Origin of the sequence: Kluyvera cryocrescens NBRC 102467 (assembly GCF_001571285.1) — a bacterium.
Classification (GTDB): Bacteria; Pseudomonadota; Gammaproteobacteria; order Enterobacterales; family Enterobacteriaceae; genus Kluyvera; species Kluyvera cryocrescens.
The window spans coordinates 1-21,475 of record NZ_BCTM01000024.1; the positions used below are offsets into that span (position 1 = coordinate 1).

The following is a 21,475-nucleotide window of genomic DNA, read 5'->3' on the forward strand; positions in this document are numbered from 1 at the left end:
CGGCGAAACTCGACGCTACTCGTCCCATTCCTGGGACTCGCCCTTCGGGCCAACGCAAGCGTGGTTCAACATTGCTCCCGGCAATTTTGTCGTGTCTCGGTTCGCCTCAGCCCGCCATCCAGGCGGACTGACCTTGTCTTCCTTTCTCCGGCTGACCGATTTCAAGCGGGGACTCATCGGTTCCAGCGACACTGATTTTAACTGTTAGCAGAAAGACTAAAGCGACATAGGTGGCGTCTGAATCGCCGAAGCGTTGCCTGCAGGCCGGGGCAGCCCACGGGGATGTGGGCTGAGGGCGCGGTTTTACAGGGAGGTTGCCTCGCGCCCGCCCCGAAAGCCGGAAGGCATAAGCTGAGGGAACCGCGTAGCGGCGATTCAGCCGCCAGAGCGCAGGGGTGCAGGGGGGCGGAGGTAATTGTCCGCCCCCTGCGCGCTCCTTGCGCCGCTCAGATTATAAGGCATGAGATGAACAAGGAGCGCAATCGGCTGGCAAGCTGAACGGATTATGGTTTAACTAACGCGCATTACCTCTCTGATGAGGGCATTTTTTATCGGCTACAGCGCCATCACCACCTGACGTAACTCATCATTAAAACGTTGATACTGCGCGGCATCAATCGCCTGCGGATAGCTCAGCACAATCAATTCATGGTCAGCGATACCCGCGTGGTACGTCGGGTGCGCGTGCGGCCACGGGTTGGCGCTAAACCCCATTCCTTCATAAAAACGCAGACGCTTATGGGCAATCTCAGTGGTCAGCGGATCGATTTCCAGCACGGTGAGCGGCGCGCGCATCAGAATCTGCCCCAGCAGACGTTTCCCGTAGCCCTGCGAACGCAGCGTGCTGTCCACCGCCAGATGTTCAATATAGCTGTAGCCATCAAACGCCCATGTCCCACTCATGCCAATAAACTGTTCACCGTCAAACCAGGCTTCCAGCGCATAGTGCGGGTCGCCCAGCGCGCGCTGCTTGGCCGCTAACTCCCGCTGTTCATGCCAGGGAAAAGCCTGCTCATACAGCGCTTCAACACGAGGGAAAAGGGGTGATTGCGTTGAAGTCAGTTTCTGTGACGTTAACCTTTCCATGTCCGGTCCTTGCTGAAATCAGGAAATAAAAAAGCCAACCGGTTTCCCGATTGGCTGAGGAGAAACCTGAGCGATCAGATTAGTGCTGTTGCTGTTCCGCTTTTTTCGCCAGACCATCCAGCAGTTTCTGGTGAATACCACCAAAACCACCGTTGCTCATCACCAGGATATGGTCGCCCGGTTCGGCGTTTTTCACCACCATATCGGCGAGCGCGTCAACGTCGGCGCTCCAGTGTGCTGGCTGCACGCAGGCTTCAGCCACTTCCGCAACCTGCCACGGAATATGCTGCGGCTGCAGCAGGAACACTTCATCGGCGCGGCCTAAAGACGGTGCCAGATCGTCTTTGCACACGCCCATTTTCATGGTGTTGGAGCGTGGTTCCAGCACGGCGATGATCTTAGCCGTCCCCCCCACTTTCCCGCGCAGCGCCTGCAGCGTCGCGAGGATCGCCGTTGGGTGGTGAGCGAAATCGTCATACACGCAAACGCCGTTGGCTTCACCGCGCAGTTCAAGGCGGCGACGGGCGTTGATAAAGCTGCCCAGCGCGTTGGCGGCATCTGCCGGGGTCACGCCAACGTGACGCGCAGCGGCAATCGCCATCAGGCCGTTGTGCATGTTGTGTTCGCCAACCAGGCCCCACTTCACTTCGCCAACCTTTTCGCCATCCAGCAGCACTTCCCACTCGGAGGCGTCGGTGTTGAGCTTCTTCGCCTGCCAGTGGCCCTGCTCGCCCACCAGCTCCTGCTCGCTCCAGCAGCCCATCGCCATCACCTGTTTCAGGTTAGCGTCGTTCTCCGGCAGGATGATGCGGCCTTGTCCAGGGACAATACGCACCAGGTGGTGGAACTGTTTTTGAATCGCTTTCAGATCGTCAAAAATGTCCGCGTGGTCGAACTCGAGGTTATTAAGAACCAGCGTCCGCGGGCAGTAGTGCACGAACTTGGAGCGCTTATCAAAGAAGGCGCAGTCGTATTCATCGGCTTCAATCACGAAGAATGGGCTCTCGCCCAGGCGTGCGGAAACATCGAAGTTACCCGGCAGGCCGCCAATGACGAAGCCTGGCTTGTAGCCACAGGCTTCGAGGATCCAGGTCGCCATCCCGGCGGTGGTGGTTTTACCGTGCGTACCAGCAATCGCCACTACCCAACGGTCGCGCAGCACGAAATCGTGCAGCCACTGTGGGCCAGACATGTACGGAATGTTTTTCTCCAGCACCGCTTCCACGCACGGATTACCGCGCGTCATCGCGTTGCCGATGATCACCAGATCCGGCTGAGGATCAAGCTGGCTTGCATCATAACCTTGAATTAAATCAATGCCTTGCTTTTCCAGCAGCGTGCTCATCGGGGGATACACATTGGCATCCGAACCCGTGACTTCGTGACCCAGTGAACGAGCCAGCATGGCCAGGCCGCCCATGAACGTGCCACAAATACCCAAAATATGAATGCGCATACGTCACTATCCTTTTGTAATCTGCCTCGCATTTTACCCATATGTTTGCCGCCAGAGAAATGCATTTAAGGATATTCCGTAGTTTGCTGGCGCGATTCACCTGTGCGTATTTTTTTTATTCTTTGTTAAGATTGTTGCAGTCGCTTTACTCATCATCCAATGCAGGGAAAGTGTTATGAAAACGTTAGGTGAATTTATTGTCGAAAAGCAGCACGAGTTCTCTCATGCTACCGGTGAGCTCACTGCTTTGCTGTCGGCAATAAAGTTAGGTGCCAAGATCATCCACCGCGATATCAATAAGGCCGGTCTGGTCGATATCCTGGGTGCCAGCGGCGCAGAAAACGTACAGGGAGAAGTACAACAAAAGCTCGATCTGTTCGCGAACGAGAAACTGAAAGCCGCGCTGCGCGCACGTGACATCGTTGCTGGTATCGCCTCCGAAGAAGAAGACGAAATCGTCGTCTTTGACGGCTGCGAACACGCGAAATATGTGGTCCTGATGGATCCACTTGATGGCTCATCTAATATCGACGTTAACGTCTCTGTCGGGACTATTTTCTCTATCTACCGTCGCGTAACCCCAGTGGGTACGCCGGTGACCGAAGAAGATTTCCTCCAGCCGGGTAACCGCCAGGTTGCTGCGGGCTACGTGGTTTACGGCTCGTCCACCATGCTGGTGTACACCACCGGCTGCGGCGTACACGCCTTTACCTACGATCCTTCTTTGGGCGTGTTCTGCCTGTGCCAGGAGCGCATGCGCTTCCCGGAACGCGGCACCACGTATTCCATCAACGAAGGTAACTACATTAAATTCCCGAACGGCGTGAAGAAGTACATCAAGTTCTGCCAGGAAGAAGATAAGTCCACGCAGCGCCCGTACACCTCTCGCTATATCGGTTCTCTGGTCGCCGATTTCCATCGTAACCTGCTGAAGGGCGGCATCTACCTGTATCCAAGCACCGCCAGCCACCCGGATGGCAAGCTGCGTCTGCTGTATGAGTGCAACCCAATGGCGTTCCTCGCGGAACAGGCCGGCGGGAAAGCCAGCGATGGCAAAGAGCGTATTCTGGATATTCAGCCGGAAACGCTGCACCAGCGTCGTTCGTTCTTCGTCGGTAACGACCACATGGTTGAAGACGTTGAGCGTTTGATTCGCGAGTTCCCGGACGCGTAAGCCTCGGAAGAAAGTTTCCCTCTCCCCATCGGGGAGAGGGAAAATCGATTACGACATCTGCAGACGGAACGAGGCCATCGCCGACGTGAGCGCCTGCGACTGTTCTTCCAGCGAACGGGTTGCCGCTGACGATTGCTGTACCAGCGCCGCGTTCTGTTGCGCCGTTTCATCCATCTGGCTTACCGCGATATTCACCTGTTCAATCCCACGGCTCTGCTCCTGAGACGCACTGGCAATCTCGCGCATCAGTTTGGTCATTCGCATCACCTCAGTGGCAATCTCATCCATCGTTTCGCCCGCCTGCTGCGCCAGGTCACTGCCTTCACTGACGTGATTCTGCGACGCGGAAATCAGCTGGCGGATCTCTTTCGCCGCGTCGGCACTGCGGCTGGCCAGGTTACGCACTTCCCCCGCGACCACGGCAAAGCCGCGCCCCTGTTCACCCGCGCGGGCGGCTTCAACCGAGGCGTTGAGCGCCAGAATGTTGGTCTGGAAGGCAATGCCGTCGATCACCCCAAGGATGTCGGCAATACGGTTAGAGCTGCCGGCAATATCCTGCATTTTTTCAATCACGTAGCAGACCATTTCGCTGCCGCGATCGGCGGTATCGGAAACGTCTTTCGCCAGCTTGTGCGCCTGATCGGCGTTGTCGGCATTTTGCTTCACGGTCGCCGTCAGCTCTTCCATACTGGCCGCGGTTTGCTCAAGCGATGTGGCCGTCGATTCGGTGCGCTGCGCCAGGTGATTGTTACCGGCCGTCAGCTCGCGGCTGCCGATATCAATTTGCGAACTGGCATCGCGTACCCGCATCACCGAGTTCATCATCGATTCGCGCATACCGGCAATCGCCCCGTTGAGACGTTTAATCTCAGCGCTATTGGCCTTCAGCGGTGAATGGGTTAAATCGCCGGAGGCAACCTGCTCCAGTTGAGCAATCGCCGCATCCAGCGGTTTGAGCAGCAGGTGGCGCAACTGGAGCCAGCCAAGCGCCATGACGCCGGCGGTCAGCAGGATGGCGATCGCCATCAGCACCAGCACCTTATTTTTCGTGGCATGAACCGCAGCAATTTCCACCTGGCCGCGAGACTCGCCCCAGTCCTGGAAAGCATGAATGGCATTATCAAACTGGCGGGATACCGGGATCATGCTCTTTTCCAGCAGATCGTAATAGCCATCGACGTTTTGCCCTTCGAGCGCCGCCAGCATCGGTTTGATCCCCTGCGCGTTATACAGCTCGTAGCTTTTAGCCACGTTGCCCATCAGTTTTGTCCCCTCAGCATCGTCCATCGACGACTGACTGACGGCGGCAATAATTTTTTGCGCCTGCGCCACTTCTCCACTCAGCAGTTTGACCGCCTTCGCCGCATCGTCCAGCATGCCGATTTCCATCAGCCTTACCGCCTGGCTTGCTTCGTTACGCGCACGCAGCAGTAGCGTGTAGCCTTCATTGAGCTGCGTCATTTGGTCGCTTTGCAGGTGATCGATACGTTGCAACGAGGTGGAGCTTTGGGTGAGAGCATAAATACCGATGCCGCTTACCAGGAGAAGCAGCAAGGTCATCACGGCAAGCAGGGACAGCAGGCCGGTACGGATAGACAGCGTTCTTAGCATCATAGTTTTGTCCGGTAGCAGGGTACGTTTGGCGTAAAAGAAAACTATCGGCTGCTACCGGAAAAACTTTAGCGTATCAGTATGTTAGTTCTTTGTTACTTCAGCATTGACGCGGGTTACCGCCGCATTCTGCCGGTTCTCCCACAGCACCGTCAGCCCGCGCTGGAGAGCGATAAAAATAAACAGCAGGATGCCGATAGCGATTTTGGTCCACCAGGAGCTGAGCGTGCCATCAAAGTTAATGTAGGTTTGAATCAACCCCTGGATCCCCACGCCAAACAGCGTCCCCAGCACCGTACCGACGCCGCCGCTGAGCAGCGTGCCGCCAATCACCACCGACGCGATAGCGTCCAGCTCTACCCCAACTCCTGCCAGCGCATAGCCCGCTTGGGTATAAATGGAGAAAACAATACCGGCGAGCGTCGCCAGCCCGGTCGACAGCATGTAGATACGCACAATGGTGCTGCGGGTCGGGATGCCCATCAGATTCGCCGACGTAGCGCTGCCGCCGATGGCGTAAACCTGGTTGCCAAAGCGGGTACGGTGAGCGAGAAAGATCCCCAGCACCACCACCAGCAGCATCAGCAGCCCCATAGCGCTAAGGCGCCCACCGCCGGGGATCGTCCACGCCAGCCCAGAGAGGGTATCGTACAGCGGGTGATCGATGGGAATCGACTCCTCCGAGACCAGATAGCTAACGCCGCGCAGGAAAAACATGCCCGCCAGCGTAATGATAAACGCCGGGATCTTCAGAGCATCAATCAGCCAGCCCATAAAGGCACCAAAGGCACACCCCATCACCAGCACCAGCGGAAAAGCCACCAGCGGCGACAATCCCCAGAAGCCAATGGCTTTCGCCAGGAACACGCCGGTGAAGGCGATCACTGACCCGACCGACAGATCGATCCCGCCGGAGAGGATCACAAAGGTCATACCCACCGCGACGATCCCTAAGAAGGCGTTATCGGTGAGGATATTGCAGATCACCCGAGTCGAAGCGAAACCCGGAAACTGCGTCAGGCAGTAGAGGTAGCCAAGGACAAAGACGCCGAGGGTGATCATCAACGGCAAATTACGTTTTATCATGGCCCCGTATCCTTTTCAGAATCTGAATAAAGCGCGGCGACTGAACAATCAGCACGCACATCACCACCACGGCTTTCACCACCTGATTGAGCTCTGGCGGGAAACCGGAGAGCAAAATACCGGTGTTCATGCCCTGAATGATCAGCGCACCAATCACCGACAGCAGCAGGTTAAAGCGCCCGCCCATCAGCGAACCGCCGCCGATCACGACCGCCAGAATAGCATCCAGCTCCAGCCACAGCCCGGCGTTGTTGGCGTCGGCCCCGCGAATATCCGCGGCCACAATAATCCCGGCGATGGCCGCACAAATTCCACTGAGTACATAGGCCAACATCACCACAATACGGGTATTCACCCCGGCGTTTTTCGCCGCGCGGATGTTGATCCCCACCGCTTCGATAAACATACCAAGCGCCGTTTTGCGGGCGATCATCCAGAAAATAACCAGGGTGATCAGCGCAATAATAACCGGCGTTGGAAACAGCAACATTTTACCGCTGCCGAGCCAGGCCAACGCCGGCGAATCGAAGGTGACAATCTGTCCGGAAGTGATGAGCTGCGCGACGCCGCGCCCGGCAACCATCAGGATGAGCGTCGCCACAAAGGGTTGTATCTTGAGGATGGCCACCAAAATGCCATTCCACAGGCCAGCCAAAACGCCGGAACCTAGCGCCGCCAGAAGCACTATCGGCAGGCTGTGCCCAGCGACGGTCATCGAAGCGGCGGTTGCCCCGGCAATCGCCATCACCGCCCCCACCGAGAGATCGATCCCTCCGGTGGCGATAACCAGCGTCATGCCAATTGCTAACAGGGCGACCGGCGCGGCGCGGTTAAGAATGTCGATAGGGCTGCCGAACAGACGGCCATCCTGTAGGGTTATCTGGAAAAAATGCGGAGCCACCAGACTATCGACCAGCAGCACCAGGATAAGGGCCGCGATTTGCGGCATGCCCGGCGGCCAGCGAAAGCGGCGACTGGACGGTTCAGTTTGCCCAACGGATCGAGGCATCACGGTTAACTCCTTAGGCCGCAATAGCGTTCATGATGGCGGGAACGGAAAGTTCAGCCAGAGGGATCTCGGCGATCTGTTGGCGATCGCGCATGATAATCACCCGATCGGCATAGCCCACCAGCTCTTCAAGTTCGGACGAAATCACCAGCAGCGCCAGACCGTCGGCGCACAGGGTTTCAATCAGGCGGATAATCTCCGCATGCGCCCCGACATCGATCCCGCGCGTTGGCTCATCAAGGATCAGAAACTGCGGTCGCGTTAGCAGCCAGCGGGACAACAGCACCTTCTGCTGGTTGCCACCAGAGAGAAATTCCACCGGTTGTTCAGCGCTGGGGGTGCGGATCCCCAATTGGCGGATAAAACGCTCGGCAATGTCGTTTTGCTCTTTACGCGGAATCGGCCGCAGCCACCCGCGCTGAGCCTGCAGCGCCAGAATGATATTTTCTCGCACCGAGGCGGCGGCAATAATGCCGTCGGTTTTACGATCTTCAGGGCAGAAACCGATCCCCAGACAGGATGCCTGGTGCGGCGATCGCAGAGTTTGCAGTTTGCCTTTGATCGTCGCCTGGCCGCTGTCGGCAGGACGAATACCGAAGATCACCTCGGCGGTCTCCGTGCGCCCCGATCCCAACAACCCGGCGAGACCGACGATTTCTCCAGGGCGGACGTGAAGATCGAACGGTGCGATGGTGCCTTTTTTGCCGTAGCCTTCAAATGAGGCCACTGGCTTATCGCTAAGCAGCGTGCGCCCGGCGCGCTGTAGCGCCTGGTGCTCCAGCTCACGGCCCAACATCATTTTGACCAACTCAATCTGCGGCAACTCGCGGGTTTCCCGGCAGCCAACAAAGCTACCGTTGCGCAGGACGGTGATACGATCGCTCACCGCATACACCTGATCGAGGAAGTGGGTGACGAAGATCAGGCTGACGCCCCGATCGCGCAATTGGCGCATCAGGGTAAACAGCATCTCCACCTCTTTGGTATCGAGGCTGGCGGTCGGCTCATCTAAGATCAATACCTTGGCGGAGAGATCGATGGCCCGGCAGATGGCCACAATCTGCTGCATCGCCACCGAAAAACGGTTTAGCGGCTCGCGCACATCAAGAGAGAAGCCATAAGAAGCCATCAGCTCCGTGGCGCGTTTCTCCATCTCTTTACGTCGCAGCAGGCCAAAGCGTTTTGGCTCACGGCCAATAAATAGATTATCCGCCACCGACATGTTTGGAAGCAGGTTCACTTCCTGGTACACCGTGCCAATCCCCAACTGCTGGGCATGTGCGGTATTTTTTGGGTTGATTTGCTGACCTTCCAGCCAGATGGTGCCACGGTTTGCGTGGTAGACGCCGGTCAGCGCCTTAATCAGCGTCGATTTCCCGGCCCCGTTTTCGCCCAGAAGCGCCATGATTTCCCCGCGCCGTAGGCTGAAATTCACGTTATCCAGCGCCTTAACGCCGGGAAAATACTGGCAAAGCCCCTCGGTGCGGAGGATTTCCTGGTTGGTTTCAGTGGTCATTATGCGCTCCCCCTCACCTTAACCCTCTCCCCGCGGGGGAAAGGGGATATATTGTGCCAACAGCTCGCTCGGAATCTGACGCCCTGCACCGCTCGGCTCCCTCTCCCGTTTAGGGAGAGGGTTGGGGTGAAGGGATCGGCAGCTTAGTAGCCCATGTTTTTCTTCTTCTCTAACTCTTCTTTTGCCGTATCCGGCAGGTAGAGGGTGGACTTGGTCAGCGTCACTTTCTCCGGCATGGTGCCGTCTTTCTTGAATTTCTCCAGTGCATCAAATGCCGGACCCGCCATATTTGGCGTCAGCTCGACGCTGGCGTTAGCGTCACCGGCAATCATCGCTTTGTAGATATCCGGCACGCCATCAATTGAACCGGTCAGGATATCTTTGCCTGGCTTCAGCCCGGCTTCTTTGATGGCCTGAATCGCACCGATCACCATGTCATCGTTGTGCGCGTAAACCATGCAGATGTTTTTGCCGTTGTTTTCGGCTTTGATAAAGCTCTCCATCACCTCTTTGCCTTTACTGCGCGTAAAGTCACCGGACTGGGAGCGAATGATCTTAATGTTTGACGCTTTCGAGATGGCGTCCGCAAAGCCTTTTTTACGGTCAATGGCCACGCTTGCCCCTACCGTTCCCTGCAGTTCAACCACGTTACACGGTTTGCCATCGACGGTTTTAATCAACCATTCCCCAATCAGTTGGCCTTCCAGTACGTTGTTGGCGGTGACGGTGGTCATGTAGAGCGATTTGTCTTTCACATCGATAGAACGATCGAGCAGGAACACCGGAATTTTGGCCTCTTTCGCTTCTTTTAAGACCGGTTCCCACCCCGTCGCCACGACCGGTGCGATGAAGATGGCGTCAACGCCCTGGGCAATAAAGGAGCGTACCGCTTTGAGCTGGTTTTCCTGTTTTTGCTGCCCATCGGCAATCTTCAGCGTGATACCGCGTTTTTCCGCTTCCTGCTTCGCGACGTTCGTTTCCGCCGCGCGCCAGCCGGATTCAGAGCCGACTTGCGAAAAACCCACCGTTAAAGGGGCAGCCATGACCATAGACGACATGGCTGCGGAAACTGCTGTGACAAGGAGTAAGCGCTTCCACATAGAGGTATCCTCGTAGGGTTATTGTTGGTTAAATATCCACCTGCGGAAAAACTATAGACAATGGGATATGTAACGGAATGAGTTACATCACACTTCAAAAAAGTAAATTATTTGTTAAGCATCGCTCTGACGAAGAGAGCAGGAAGGAGAAGGCGTCACGCACCCATTGAGCGCTATCGGTTTTGTCGAAAAAAAACGGGCTTTCCCCTCATTTTTTCGCACGATGTAAACGGTTTCATGAATTTATTCAGTATGCGGCTAAGATTATGGATTTTCCTGCCATAAGAAGCGGCTGAAAAAGGCGGGTTCATGGGGGTAGGACGTAAAACAGGCCAAGACATTCGCGGCGAGTTGGCTATAATACCGGGCACTAGTTTGCCATACATTCTAAAGGAAACAGACATGAGCTTACTCAACGTCCCTGCGGGTAAAGATCTGCCGGAAGATATCTACGTTGTCATCGAAATCCCAGCTAACGCAGATCCGATCAAATACGAAGTCGACAAAGAGAGCGGCGCACTGTTCGTTGACCGTTTCATGTCCACTGCGATGTTCTACCCATGCAACTACGGCTACATCAACCACACCCTGTCTCTGGACGGTGACCCGGTTGACGTTCTGGTCCCAACGCCATACCCACTGGAGCCAGGTTCCGTTATTCGCTGCCGTCCAGTTGGCGTGCTGAAAATGACCGACGAATCCGGTGAAGATGCGAAGCTGGTTGCGGTACCGCACACCAAACTGAGCAAAGAATACGATCACATCAAAGATGTGAACGACCTGCCGGACCTGCTGAAAGCGCAGATCACCCACTTCTTCGAGCACTACAAAGACCTCGAAGCAGGCAAATGGGTTAAAGTTGACGGTTGGGACAACGCTGAAGCGGCTAAAGCTGAAATCGTTGCTTCCTTCGAGCGCGCGAAGAAATAAGATTTCTTTTCACGCCTTGAAAACACCGCCTCCGGGCGGTGTTTTTATTTGTGGCAGCGCGGTGGCCTGACTCCAGGTATTGGCCTCACGGCGACAATAGCAAAACCATAAAAAAACAACGCCACCCGAAGGTGGCGTTGCCGTATTCAATACTGGTCTTTATCCAACCAGTTGCCGCTTTCTATCAGCGTACATCCCGCGATTGGGCGCTGATAGACGTACATCCAGGCACTACCATAAGGCGTCTGGATAAGATGGCGTGCGTATTCGCCCGCCTTGGTGCGCAGCGCATCCAGTTCGGCCAGCGTCGATGCGTCGATCCGATAGACTTCACCGTGTACTGTGCCAACGCCGGGCACCGCGCCTGGATAGTGGCCCAGGCTGTACAGTTGATAATCGGAAACGCTGTGATCGCCCAGCCACTGGGCGTTAGTCATCCAGTGGCTGTTGCCTTGTTTGCGCCGTAAACTGCCGTACACAAATATTCGCATTGCTAAAACTCAAACTGATAGAGCAAATCGAGCGCCTGGTCTACGCCAGACACCGCTTCCAGATACAGCTTAGGCATCAGGCGATAGCGTAACGTGAGCGTCGCCAAAGAGTCAAAGATCCCCACGCCATATTTCACCTGTAGACCCGGCAAGACGTAACCGCTGACCACCACCTGGGAGGAATCACCCACCCCTTGTGTGTCTAAAGCCAGGTTACTCACGCCAAACGTCTCGCCGATTTTACCCACAACTTGACCACTTTGTGCAACCCCCATACCAATAAGCATAGACGTCATCGCCGCGCCGTCGCTCTGGCCGCTGTCCAGCCCCTGTCCGCGGACAAGGTAGGAGAGCGCTTCCTGCTGCGACATTGCCGGGTCTGAGAAGACTTCAGCCTTCGGTTGGTCGGCCGTACCCGTGACACGAACGCCGGCGATAACATCGTTTTCGGTAGACTCTGGGTTACGAATGGCTTCGATATTGAGTAGCGGCTGATCCGGCGGACCGGAGAACAGCAGCTCGCCTTTGCGCACCAGCAGATCCTGACCGTAGGCGTGGAAACGCCCTTCCGGAATGTTGATCTGCCCGTTAAGCCCCAGCCCCTGTTTATCCTGCGCCACCTTCAGATCGCCGGTCAGACGCGCTTTCAGTCCAAAGGCATCCAGACGCACGTTGTTGCCAACATGGATCATCAGGTTGCTGTTGATTGGAATTGACGCTGATTTGGTCTCTTCCGGCTGTAGCTGGTTGTTGAGCATCACTTCATCACTGGAAACGCCTACCGCGCTCTCTGGCACCTCTTTCACCACAATGCGCGCCCACGGTACGTCTACGCTGCCATCGAGCGTAAACAGGCTTGGTGTGGCGTTAAATTCGACATCCGGAGACACATCGAGACGAACCATTGGTGGCACGGTGATGCGCACCCGGCTGCCTTTCGCGGCAACACGCGCCCGCCAGTTCTCAATCTGCCGCCAGTCCGCATCACCGTTGAGGCTAATTTGTCCCTGCTGGGTACGAATTTCCCCTTGCAGCGTTGAGCTGGCGCCGTTGAAGTTCATGGTTACCTGGCTTGGCTGCATATCAAACGGCATAAAGTTGCCATCGACATCGAGGCCGTTTAGCTGGAGCTGGCCAAACATCAGCGGGCTTTGCAGGTTGCCACCCAATCGAAGATTAGCGTTCAGCTTCCCATCAGCTTTTTCGCCGCGGGAGAAGAGCGGGTTGACCATCGCCAGTGAGAAGTTGCGAATATTGACGTTACCGCCAAGATTACGCCGCCCCTGCGGATCGGTGACCTGCACCTGACCATCGAGTTGACCATTGTTGGTCAGGCGGATAAGCCAGCCCAGTTCGGCACGATTGTTATGCAGGTCAGCGCTGAGATTCAGCGTATCAAATGCGACCGGTAGCGGCGCATCGTTGACCAACTGCGTCACCTTCACGTTGCGGCCAGAAAGCGTCACTTTACCCTGTGGCAGCCCCTCTTTAGTGGTGTCCCAGGTGACATCTGCGTTACCGCTAAACACACCGCTAGCCTGCGTTGCTTCCGGCATAAACGGCTTGAGCATCGCCAGGTCGAACCGGTTCAGATTGACGATGGCATGCCCTGCCGCTCCAGCATCAATGGTTTGCGGCACGCACAGCTCCGCATTCGGGTTCACCCAGCAGTGCGGCCCAATACTGATTTTCTGTTCGAGGTTACGGTAGTCCAGCGCGATATCGCGGTTAATGGACCACGGCCCCACCGGCGTCTGGAAGCGCGTATTGCTCAACGCCCCTTTCCAGCGTTCTTCTTCGCGATCGAAACTGCCCGCCAGCGCTAGCTGGCCGGACACCGGTTCACCCTGAACCTGCAGCTGGAGGGAGTGCTGTTTTTCGTTGCCCTTCGCCGCCAGATGCACCAGACCAATGTTGACGTCCGGCTGCACAATGCGCTCAACGCGCACGTCGAGGTTACCGGCAATCTGGTCAGTGGATTTGACATCACCCTCCACCCGCACCTGGCCAATCGACAGTTCTTGCCAGCGCAGGCCACGCGCGGTGATATCCGCCAGCACCTGCGGGGCATCCACGGTACCGCGAATTTTCACCAGACCTTTTGCCGTCCCACCAAGACCTGGCAGCATGTTATCGAGCTTCGGCGCATCAATATTGGCGTCGAGGTTAAGATCCTTAACGCCCAGCTCACCCTTAATGTCGGCATTGTTATTGCCCAGCGCCACGTGCAGTCCAGGGATGGTCCACTGCAGGTAGCTGTTACCCCGCGCGGAACCGTCGACCAGCACCTTGTTCTGCTTCACGTTACCGGTGATTTTCATCTCCGGCACGCTCATCTGCCAGGTACCGCCGTACAGGCTGCCATTGGTTTTAATCAGCCCTTCCAGCTTGGATGGCCATTCTGGTGCCAACTTGCCGGTGTTAATCCCGTGCAGCGCCAGCTCACCACGCCAGCTTATCGCCTGCTGCCAGTCGAGCAGCGCTTTGAACTCGGTGGTGCCGTCCAGCGCCGCAATCGCGAGCTTATCGAGATTAACCTGCCGCTCGTTGCCTTTGGCATCAAGGGTGATCTTCGCCGGCGGTACGCCCTGCCCCTTCACCGCCGTGGCGAATGACAGGGTGTAATCGGTCATTTTGCCGCCCAGCTTCAGTTTGAGGTCATCGGCCTGGAACTGTTTCTCGCCGGTAAACGGCCAATACAGCTGTTTGCTGTTGATCTCCACGTTAAACGGCAGGCCGGCTTCTGCCAGCTGCGCCTGCGCTCGCAGATTCATATCCACCTGGCCTGAGAGGTTAACCCCCACTTCCAGTTGCTTACGCACCTCACCGGCGACTTTCAGCTTCACCTTTTCGCCTTTTAGCGGATCGATATTCAGCGTGCTGTTGAGGGTCATATCCACCGGCCAGTCATTGATGAGCTGCGCCGTACCGCTGGCATTGACCGTGCCCTGGCTGGAGTCGATATCCAGCGCGTCGAGCTTCATGTTGCCGTCAATGCTGCTCACCTTCAGCAACATTTTATACACCGTCAGGTCGGTATCGCCGGTAATACGCAGCTGTTCGCCGCTAAAGGATTCGATATTGAGATTCAGCGGCAGATGGACATCGGTCATCTCTGGCAGCACCGGCTTAGAGAACAGCTCGGTCATGGTTTCGCCCAGCGGTTTCTCCTGCGGCTGCGGATTGTCGATCTTCGGTTCTACCACCTCTTTTTGCGCAACGTCCGCCACCTTCGGCAACGCAATCAGCAACCCCTGGAGGGCCGTTGGCGTCAGCGTCAGGTTTTTCTCCTGCCACGCCAGGCCGCTGGTAAAGTCCATGACCGACACCGTGGTGTCGTCAATCTTGATATTGATGTTGTTAAGCGATACCCGGCTCAGGGTGATCGTGTACGGCGTCGACAGGTTCAGCGGCCCCGTATCCTCTTCTTCAACGGGGGCAGCAGGCGGCATTTTGCTGCTGTCGATAGCCACATTGATGTCACGTAGCGCGATATCATTCACGCACACGCTGCTGTGCCACAGGCAGTTCAGATTAACCGCCAGGTGAAACTCCCCAGCATCCACCGCCACGCCCGGTTGGGTATAACGCACTTTTTTCAGCGTCAAATCACGCCAGCCGCCGGTCACCTGGCCGATTTCCAGCCCCGGCACCCAGCGATTAGCCGCATTAAACAGCAGATGTAAACCCGTCGTGGTGCCAACCAGGAAGCCAATGCTCCCCACCAGCACCAGCAGGAAAATCAGAACGCCGAGGCTTATTTTTTTCCATAACGTCATAGTTCAGGCCCCAGTCCGATATAAAACTGCAATCCATGTTCATCTTTATCGCCAACTGGCACGGCGAAATCGAGCTTGATTGGCCCAACGGGAGACTGCCAGCGCACGCCGACACCAGCACCGGTTTTCCAGTCGCTCTGGCGAATATCGCTGACCGCTTCACCGCCGTCGACAAACATCGCCCCCCACCACTTCCCGGTGACATTGTATTGATACTCCAGCGAACCGGTCGCCAGCTTCGAAGCACCGATCAGTTTGCCTTTGGAGTCCTCCGGAGCAATGGATTTGTACTTATAGCCACGAATACTGCGATCGCCACCGGCGAAGAAACGCAGATCCGGTGGCACACGGTCAAAGTCGCCGGTTTCAATCCAGCCAAGGTTGCCGCGCATCACGAAACGGTGTTTGTCATACAGGGTTCGAATCCATACGTTCTGAGCCTGGAAGACCGAGAAGTCAACGTCCGAGCCCCAGGCCGTGTTGGAGTAATCAATGGAATAACGCTGGGAATCACCCCAGGTCGGCATCAGGCCACCGCGCGAGCGGGTGCGGCTGATAGAGACGCCAGGATAGAACAGCATGGTGGTGTTGGTAACGTCAGCCTGGGTAAAGTGGTCGAGACTCCAGCGCAAGTTAATGGCTCGCTGCCAACCGCTGGAGAGGTCCCAGAATCGCGAGACGGCAAGCGTGGTGGAGTCGGCTTTGGTATCGTTGAGATCGGTACTTTTGAAGCCGCCCTGTACCAGATAATACTGTTCCAGCGGGTTCTTCAGCAGCGGCATTTTGTAGCTGAAATCAAGCTGCTGTTCCGGAGCCGAGACGCTCAGGCTGGTCGTAAAACTATGGCCATAGGAGTTTACCCACGGTTTTTTCCACGAGGCTTTTACCCGTGGACCCACGTCAGTGGAATAGCCGCCGCCGAGTTCAACGGTGTTTTCACTGCGCGGTGACACCACGCCGTGCAGCGGCAGGACTTTCGTTTCACGTGATTTATCAAATTCGGGTGCGACAACCACGGAATTAAACCAGCCGGTGGCGGACAGACGTCGGTTCAGTTCGGCAAGGTCGCTAGACTGGTAGTAGTCACCCTTCTTAAACGGCACCAGATGCTGAAGATATTCCTCGCGGATTTGTGAACCTTCAAAGGTCACATCGCCAAAGCGATAACGCTGGCCGCTGTCGTAGTCGATATCCCAGAATGCCTGACGGCGCTCCAGCGCAATGCCTAGCTGGCTCTTTTTAAATTCACTGTCGAAGTAGCCCTTGCGCAGCGATACGCTGGTCAGCGAGCTTTTGAAATGGTCGTAATCGCTGTGGTTCAGTACGCTGCCAATCTTCGGCCGCGTTTTCAGCAGATCCAGATAATCCCTGTCGTCGCGCGCACCGCCGCGCAAAATCACATCGGTTCCGCCAATCAGCACCGGCTCTCCCGGAGTGACTTTCGCCAGCAGCACCTGACGGCCTTTTGCCGGCGGCGGCTTGAGTTCAAAGTCAATGGTCGGTTCGTAGTAGCCGAGGGCTTTTAACCCTTCGCGAATCGCATCGTCCACGCGCGCACGAAAGCGGCGGTCCGGCGTGACCTCATCGCTATCGATCGTAGAAAGCTGCGCTCGAACGTTTTTTTGTAGTTCGCCTGAGAGCCCTTCAACCTGTAGACGGATGCTCGCTGCACTGGCAACACCGCTGGTCAGCAGCAAGCTCACCAAACATAACTGGCGGATTTGTCGCACATTTTCTCCTGAATATCCTTGTTTCCACCCCAACGGGAAACGAAAGTCCGCTCCGCGGCCATGACTGCGTTTTGCCCTTTTTGGCGCACTTTTGGCGCCCGGCATTTAACGTCAGTTTAAAAAACCCACTCTTTGTCGGGTTGAAATAAAGACAGAGCCCCAAATTATTCTTATGTTTAAATTTAGACGTATTCGGCGCGTTTATTGTGTTAAAAGACACGCCCGGTTACAACCTTAACGGAAATTACTGTTCCCCGGAGGTCTTTCCCATGAGTCTAGTTGATAAAAAACACCTTGTATCTCAGTCGGATGCATTGAGTGGAAGAAATACGCCGATGCCGGTCGCCACGCTAAATGTTGTGACCGAACACTCAATGACGCACGTCCCTGAAGGCATGGAGGTCGCAATTTTCGCCATGGGATGTTTCTGGGGCGTAGAACGTCTCTACTGGCAGTTACCCGGTGTATATAGCACGGCGGCGGGTTATACCGGCGGTTTTACCCCGAATCCAACCTATCGCGAAGTCTGTTCCGGTGAAACCGGACACGCCGAAGCGGTACGCGTCGTGTATGACCCGGCGGTAGTGAGCTACGGCGACTTACTGAAAGTTTTCTGGGAAAATCACGATCCAGCACAGGGGATGCGTCAGGGCAACGACCACGGCACCCAATACCGTTCCGCCATTTACCCCACTACGCCGGAACAAGAGCAGGAAGCCAACGCCAGCCTGAAACAGTTCCAGCAGGCCATGCGAACTGCCGGCGATGAACGCACGATCACCACCGAAATTGCCGCCGCTAAACCGTTCTATTACGCGGAAGATGAACACCAGCAGTATCTGCACAAAAACCCGTACGGCTATTGCGGTATCGGCGGGATTGGCGTCTGCTTACCGCCGCAAGCCTGAGTCAGCGGGAAATCACCACGCGTGCAGCATGACGCGTGGCGTGCGTTACCGTGTCGCGCTCAACCACTTTCCCCTGCAGTAGCAGGTTATAGACCGGCGCATGCGGGCGGTTAAGCCGGGTTTGCAGCAGATGCACGGCTTCCACGCCCAGCGCCCGGCAGGGAATCGTGATCCCGGTGGTGGTGGAGCCAATGCGGGCATCCAGCTCCCAAACGTCGGTCGTCATCAGCGACATCTCTTCCGGCACCCGCACGCCGAGGCGTTGCAACACGCGCTGAGCCCCCATCGACATCGACAACCCGGCGCAGAAAATCACCTCTGGCCACTGCTCACGCGGCATAGCCTGTAGCCAATCGCTTATCGCCCTTTCCGCTTCTTCCTCGGAGAAGCCTTCCGTCACCAACAGGTCGTGCTGCACGTCGAAAGGAATTTGGTACTGACGATACACTTCTTTGATCCCTTCCAGACGCCAGTACATGGTTTCGCGCCGCAGGCTCGTCACGCTGAGAATTCGCCGGTGTCCCTGTTCAAACAGATAGTTTGCCGCCCGATAGCCAATGGCCCGATGATCCGGCGAAACGCTGTCGAGCAGCCCTTCTTTGTCCCGCGAGTTAATCAGCACGCACGGTTTATCGAGCGACTGCGCCAGCTTGTGAACGGTAGGGTCATCAATGCCGATAAGGATAATGGCGTTGATATTTTTATGGCTCACCTTGTCGAGAAACGCCTTGATATCCGCGCGCTGCTCGTCCAGGCCGCAGTAGCTTACGTAGACATCGTGCGGCGCTACGGCTTCGGCGATTCCACGCGTGACTTCTAAGTAATAGGCATCCCCTTGAGCGGTAAAGGTTCGCTGCGGGGCAAACACCGCGATGCCGTTTATCAGCAGGCGGCCGCTGGCCAAATCATCTAATACTCCCAGCCTACGGGCGCAGCTAACGATCGCTTCGCGCGCCTTTTCGCTGGTGTAGGATTTGCCGCTCAGTACCCGGGAAACGGTGCTCACCGAATAGCCGGTTTGAGCGGAAATCTCATCCATTTTTAGCTTGCCGGACATAGTGTGACCTCTGTCGCAATCATGTTTTGCAAATTTTTGCAGTAACAGTTCGCTGATTTTAAAACCTATTTTCAGTTTCCCGCCCATATTCCTTTTCTGCCTGCGAGCATTCTCACAAATTCCGTTTGTCCGGCCTGAGCGCCCTGCCTATTTTCAGGTATCAGTCATTCCTATCACGTAAGGTGCAACATGGATAAGGTGCGTTTTGGCATTATTGGCGTGGGTAATATCGGGACCGTTCACGCCCGTTACCTGCTGGCAGATACGGTAAAAGAGGCCTGCCTGACGGCAGTGTGCGACAACAACTTAGGCAAACACCCGGCCATTCGCCAACTGGTGGGCGAGAAGGTGGCGATATTCAGCGACGCGGAAGAGATGGTGAAAAGCGGGCTGATTGATGCCGTGATTGTCGCTACGCCACACTACGACCATCCAGGCCTGTCGATGATGGCAATGCGCAACGGTATCCATACGCTGTGCGAGAAACCAGCGGGCGTTTACACCGCTCAGGTGCGGGAGATGAACGAATTTGCCCACGGCTGCAGCGTGGTATTCGGCATGATGTTCAATCAGCGCCCAAACCCGCTGTATCAGAAAGTGAAAGATCTTATCGATAGCGGTGAGCTGGGTGAACTGCGCCGCTCCAACTGGATTATCACCAACTGGTATCGCTCGCAGAGCTACTACAACTCCGGCGGCTGGCGCGCCACGTGGAAAGGTGAAGGCGGCGGCGTGCTGCTCAATCAGGATCCGCATCAGCTCGATCTGTGGCAATGGCTGGTCGGCATGCCGGTGCGCATGCGCGCGTTCTGCCAGTTCGGTAAACACCGTCAGATTGAGGTGGAAAATGAGGTCACGGCCTATGCCGAATATGCTAACGGTGCCACCGGCGTGTTTATCACCACCACCGCCGAAGCGCCCGGTACCAATCGCCTGGAGATCGCCGGCGATCGCGGCAAAGTGGTCGTCGAAGACGGCAAGCTGCGCTTCTGGCGCCTGCGAGAGTCAGAAACCGAGTTTAATGCCCGCTGGGAAAACGGCTTTGGTGAACCGGAGTGCTGGGAAGTCACTATTCCCGTCGCCCCCGAGTGCAGCGATCACCACGTCATCACCGCCAACTTTGCCGCCGCCGTTTTGCACGGTACGCCGCTGCTGGCCCCCGGCTGCGACGGCATTCATGGCCTGACGCTCTCCAACGCCATGCACTTATCCACCTGGACCGACGACTGGGTCGACCTGCCGTTCGACGAAGCGCTGTTTAAAAAGCTGCTTGATGAACGCATTGCTAGCTCCATCGACAAGCAAGTTGAAAGCAAAACGCTGGATGCCTCCGGCACCTGGTAATCCGCAGCAGGAGATAATGATGTTACGTATTGCGATTGTGGGAACAGGGAACATTTCTCATAACCATATTCAGGGATATCAGGAATTTGCCGATCGCTGCCAAATTGTGGCACTGGTCGATATCTATCCGGAAAAAGCACAGGAAAAGAAAGCACGTTATGGCCTGGACCACGCTACCGTCTTTAGCAGCCATCAGGCAATGCTCGAGTCCGGGATTGAAGTCGATATCGTCGATGTCTGCACGCCGCCGTATGTACACGCTGAAATCAGCATTGACGCGCTGAACGCCGGCAAGCACGTGCTGTGCGAAAAACCGATGGCCGCTTCGCTGGAAGAGTGTGATGCGATGATCGCAGCCCAACGGGCCAGCGGCAAAATCCTGTCGATCATCGCCCAGAACCGTTTTACCGATGCCTTCTGGCGGCTCAAACAGGTTGTTGATTCCGGTGAGCTGGGCAAAGTGTGCCACGCCCAGGTTGACTCATTCTGGTGGCGCGGCCATTGCTACTACGATCTGTGGTGGCGCGGTACCTGGGAAAAAGAGGGCGGCGGCTGTACCCTCAATCATGCGGTACACCACATTGATGCCATCCAGTGGATGCTCGGCTTCCCAACGGAAGTGGTCGCCATGATGACCAACGTTGCCCACGATAACGCCGAGGTTGAAGATCTCTCTGCCGCTATTTTTCGCTACAGCAGCGGCGCGCTGACCCAGCTCACCGCATCGGTGGTGCATCACGGTGAAGATCAGAAAATTGTCATCCAGGGCGATAAAGCGCGCATCTCAGCGCCGTGGGATGTCTGGGCGAGCGTTTCCGCCGACAACGGCTTTCCGCAGGAACAGCACGACAGCGAGCGCGAGGCGCGGTTGGATGCCCTGTTCCGCAATACGCCAAAACTGAAATACACCCTCCACACTGGGCAAATTAACGATCTGCTGAATGCGGTTGAGCAGCGCGGTGAGCCGCTGATCGACGGCGTACAGGGCAAACGCTCGCTGGAGCTGATTACCGCCATTTATCAATCATCAATTACCGGACGGGTGGTCTCCCTGCCCGTCAATCCACAAGAGCCCTGGTATAAGACCGGCGGCCTGGTTTCCCTCGCCCCCCATTTCTACGAAAAGGGTGCATCGGTGGAAAACTTCAGTGAAGTAGGCGCAATCCCATTGGGTAAAGATTTGGACAAAGGAGCATAA

The 21,475-nt window shown here is 56.2% G+C and carries 17 protein-coding genes; 6 read left to right on the forward strand and 11 right to left on the reverse strand.

The features are described 5' to 3' along the window. The coding region (locus tag KCR01S_RS25485) for a hypothetical protein (RefSeq protein ID WP_218007476.1) at positions 1-208 on the forward strand (208 nt) is incomplete at its 5' end. Between the two features lie 347 nt (positions 209-555). Here KCR01S_RS25485 and KCR01S_RS16855 read toward each other — a convergent pair. Further along, positions 556-1,086, reverse strand: a complete 531-nt coding sequence (locus tag KCR01S_RS16855) for a GNAT family N-acetyltransferase (protein ID WP_061284172.1) — start codon at positions 1,084-1,086, stop codon at positions 556-558. A 79-nt stretch (positions 1,087-1,165) separates the two neighbouring features. After that, the gene (mpl, locus tag KCR01S_RS16860; RefSeq protein WP_061284174.1) at positions 1,166-2,542 is read right to left on the reverse strand and encodes a UDP-N-acetylmuramate:L-alanyl-gamma-D-glutamyl-meso-diaminopimelate ligase; all 1,377 of its coding nucleotides are present in this window, start codon (positions 2,540-2,542) and stop codon (positions 1,166-1,168) included. A 175-nt stretch (positions 2,543-2,717) separates the two neighbouring features. Between mpl and fbp the strand changes: the two genes are divergently transcribed. Further along, entirely contained in the window at positions 2,718-3,716 is a 999-nt protein-coding gene (gene fbp / locus KCR01S_RS16865) for a class 1 fructose-bisphosphatase (RefSeq protein ID WP_052282435.1), read from the forward strand. 48 nt (positions 3,717-3,764) lie between these two features. Here fbp and KCR01S_RS16870 read toward each other — a convergent pair whose 3' ends face one another. From KCR01S_RS16870 to ytfQ, 5 genes are all read right to left on the reverse strand, one after another. Then, positions 3,765-5,327 carry a methyl-accepting chemotaxis protein gene (locus KCR01S_RS16870; RefSeq protein ID WP_061284295.1) on the reverse strand — a complete coding sequence of 521 codons (1,563 nt, stop codon included), beginning with the start codon at positions 5,325-5,327 and terminating at the stop codon, positions 3,765-3,767. A gap of 84 nt (positions 5,328-5,411) precedes the next feature. After that, on the reverse strand, positions 5,412-6,413 hold the full coding sequence (yjfF, locus tag KCR01S_RS16875) for a galactofuranose ABC transporter, permease protein YjfF (RefSeq protein WP_061284176.1): 1,002 nt from the start codon (positions 6,411-6,413) through the stop codon (positions 5,412-5,414). Continuing rightward, a complete protein-coding gene (gene ytfT / locus KCR01S_RS16880; protein ID WP_156478778.1) occupies positions 6,400-7,425 on the reverse strand; it encodes a galactofuranose ABC transporter, ATP-binding protein YtfT in 1,026 nt (341 codons plus the stop codon). The genes yjfF and ytfT overlap by 14 nt, the downstream gene beginning before the upstream one ends. Before the next feature lie 10 nt (positions 7,426-7,435). After that, on the reverse strand, positions 7,436-8,938 hold the full coding sequence (gene ytfR, locus KCR01S_RS16885; protein ID WP_061284180.1) for a galactofuranose ABC transporter, ATP-binding protein YtfR: 1,503 nt from the start codon (positions 8,936-8,938) through the stop codon (positions 7,436-7,438). Between the two features lie 143 nt (positions 8,939-9,081). Further along, positions 9,082-10,038, reverse strand: coding sequence for a galactofuranose ABC transporter, galactofuranose-binding protein YtfQ (gene ytfQ, locus KCR01S_RS16890; protein ID WP_061284182.1), 957 nt, complete (start codon positions 10,036-10,038; stop codon positions 9,082-9,084). A gap of 402 nt (positions 10,039-10,440) precedes the next feature. Between ytfQ and ppa the strand changes: the two genes are divergently transcribed. Then, positions 10,441-10,968: an inorganic diphosphatase gene (gene ppa / locus KCR01S_RS16895; protein ID WP_005134479.1), complete on the forward strand. Its 528-nt coding sequence runs from the start codon at positions 10,441-10,443 to the stop codon at positions 10,966-10,968. A 146-nt stretch (positions 10,969-11,114) separates the two neighbouring features. Here the strand turns inward: ppa and KCR01S_RS16900 are convergent, their stop codons facing one another. From KCR01S_RS16900 to tamA, 3 genes are read right to left on the reverse strand one after another with little or no spacing between them, the layout of a single operon-like run. Continuing rightward, on the reverse strand, positions 11,115-11,459 hold the full coding sequence (locus KCR01S_RS16900; RefSeq protein WP_061284184.1) for a gamma-glutamylcyclotransferase family protein: 345 nt from the start codon (positions 11,457-11,459) through the stop codon (positions 11,115-11,117). 2 nt (positions 11,460-11,461) lie between these two features. Further along, on the reverse strand, positions 11,462-15,238 hold the full coding sequence (gene tamB, locus KCR01S_RS16905) for an autotransporter assembly complex protein TamB (protein WP_061284185.1): 3,777 nt from the start codon (positions 15,236-15,238) through the stop codon (positions 11,462-11,464). Next, complete coding sequence (gene tamA / locus KCR01S_RS16910) at positions 15,235-16,968, reverse strand: autotransporter assembly complex protein TamA (RefSeq protein WP_061284188.1); 1,734 nt, start codon at positions 16,966-16,968, stop codon at positions 15,235-15,237. The genes tamB and tamA overlap by 4 nt, the downstream gene beginning before the upstream one ends. Positions 16,969-17,237: 269 nt before the next feature. Between tamA and msrA the strand changes: the two genes are divergently transcribed. After that, a complete protein-coding gene (gene msrA, locus KCR01S_RS16915; protein WP_061284190.1) occupies positions 17,238-17,876 on the forward strand; it encodes a peptide-methionine (S)-S-oxide reductase MsrA in 639 nt (212 codons plus the stop codon). Between the two features lies 1 nt (position 17,877). On the opposite strand, the gene KCR01S_RS16920 is transcribed toward msrA, so the two are convergent. Further along, positions 17,878-18,933, reverse strand: a complete 1,056-nt coding sequence (locus KCR01S_RS16920) for a LacI family DNA-binding transcriptional regulator (RefSeq protein WP_061284297.1) — start codon at positions 18,931-18,933, stop codon at positions 17,878-17,880. A 189-nt stretch (positions 18,934-19,122) separates the two neighbouring features. Between KCR01S_RS16920 and KCR01S_RS16925 the strand changes: the two genes are divergently transcribed. Beyond that, positions 19,123-20,277 (forward strand): Gfo/Idh/MocA family protein, encoded by a 1,155-nt coding sequence (locus KCR01S_RS16925; RefSeq protein WP_061284193.1) that lies wholly within the window; start codon positions 19,123-19,125, stop codon positions 20,275-20,277. Between the two features lie 19 nt (positions 20,278-20,296). Then, positions 20,297-21,475, forward strand: a complete 1,179-nt coding sequence (locus KCR01S_RS16930) for a Gfo/Idh/MocA family protein (protein ID WP_061284195.1) — start codon at positions 20,297-20,299, stop codon at positions 21,473-21,475.

Bases quoted from the DNA above. Each gene is read 5' to 3' on its own strand.
- KCR01S_RS16930 (WP_061284195.1), top strand. From the start codon at position 20,297: ATGTTACGTATTGCGATTGTGGGAACAGGGAACATTTCTCATAACCAT.
- tamB (WP_061284185.1), bottom strand. From the start codon at position 15,238: ATGACGTTATGGAAAAAAATAAGCCTCGGCGTTCTGATTTTCCTGCTG.
- yjfF (WP_061284176.1), bottom strand. From the start codon at position 6,413: ATGATAAAACGTAATTTGCCGTTGATGATCACCCTCGGCGTCTTTGTC.
- KCR01S_RS16900 (WP_061284184.1), bottom strand. From the start codon at position 11,459: ATGCGAATATTTGTGTACGGCAGTTTACGGCGCAAACAAGGCAACAGC.
- KCR01S_RS16920 (WP_061284297.1), bottom strand. From the start codon at position 18,933: ATGTCCGGCAAGCTAAAAATGGATGAGATTTCCGCTCAAACCGGCTAT.
- KCR01S_RS16925 (WP_061284193.1), top strand. From the start codon at position 19,123: ATGGATAAGGTGCGTTTTGGCATTATTGGCGTGGGTAATATCGGGACC.
- ytfR (WP_061284180.1), bottom strand. From the start codon at position 8,938: ATGACCACTGAAACCAACCAGGAAATCCTCCGCACCGAGGGGCTTTGC.
- KCR01S_RS16870 (WP_061284295.1), bottom strand. From the start codon at position 5,327: ATGCTAAGAACGCTGTCTATCCGTACCGGCCTGCTGTCCCTGCTTGCC.
- ytfQ (WP_061284182.1), bottom strand. From the start codon at position 10,038: ATGTGGAAGCGCTTACTCCTTGTCACAGCAGTTTCCGCAGCCATGTCG.
- KCR01S_RS16855 (WP_061284172.1), bottom strand. From the start codon at position 1,086: ATGGAAAGGTTAACGTCACAGAAACTGACTTCAACGCAATCACCCCTT.
- fbp (WP_052282435.1), top strand. From the start codon at position 2,718: ATGAAAACGTTAGGTGAATTTATTGTCGAAAAGCAGCACGAGTTCTCT.
- ppa (WP_005134479.1), top strand. From the start codon at position 10,441: ATGAGCTTACTCAACGTCCCTGCGGGTAAAGATCTGCCGGAAGATATC.
- mpl (WP_061284174.1), bottom strand. From the start codon at position 2,542: ATGCGCATTCATATTTTGGGTATTTGTGGCACGTTCATGGGCGGCCTG.
- msrA (WP_061284190.1), top strand. From the start codon at position 17,238: ATGAGTCTAGTTGATAAAAAACACCTTGTATCTCAGTCGGATGCATTG.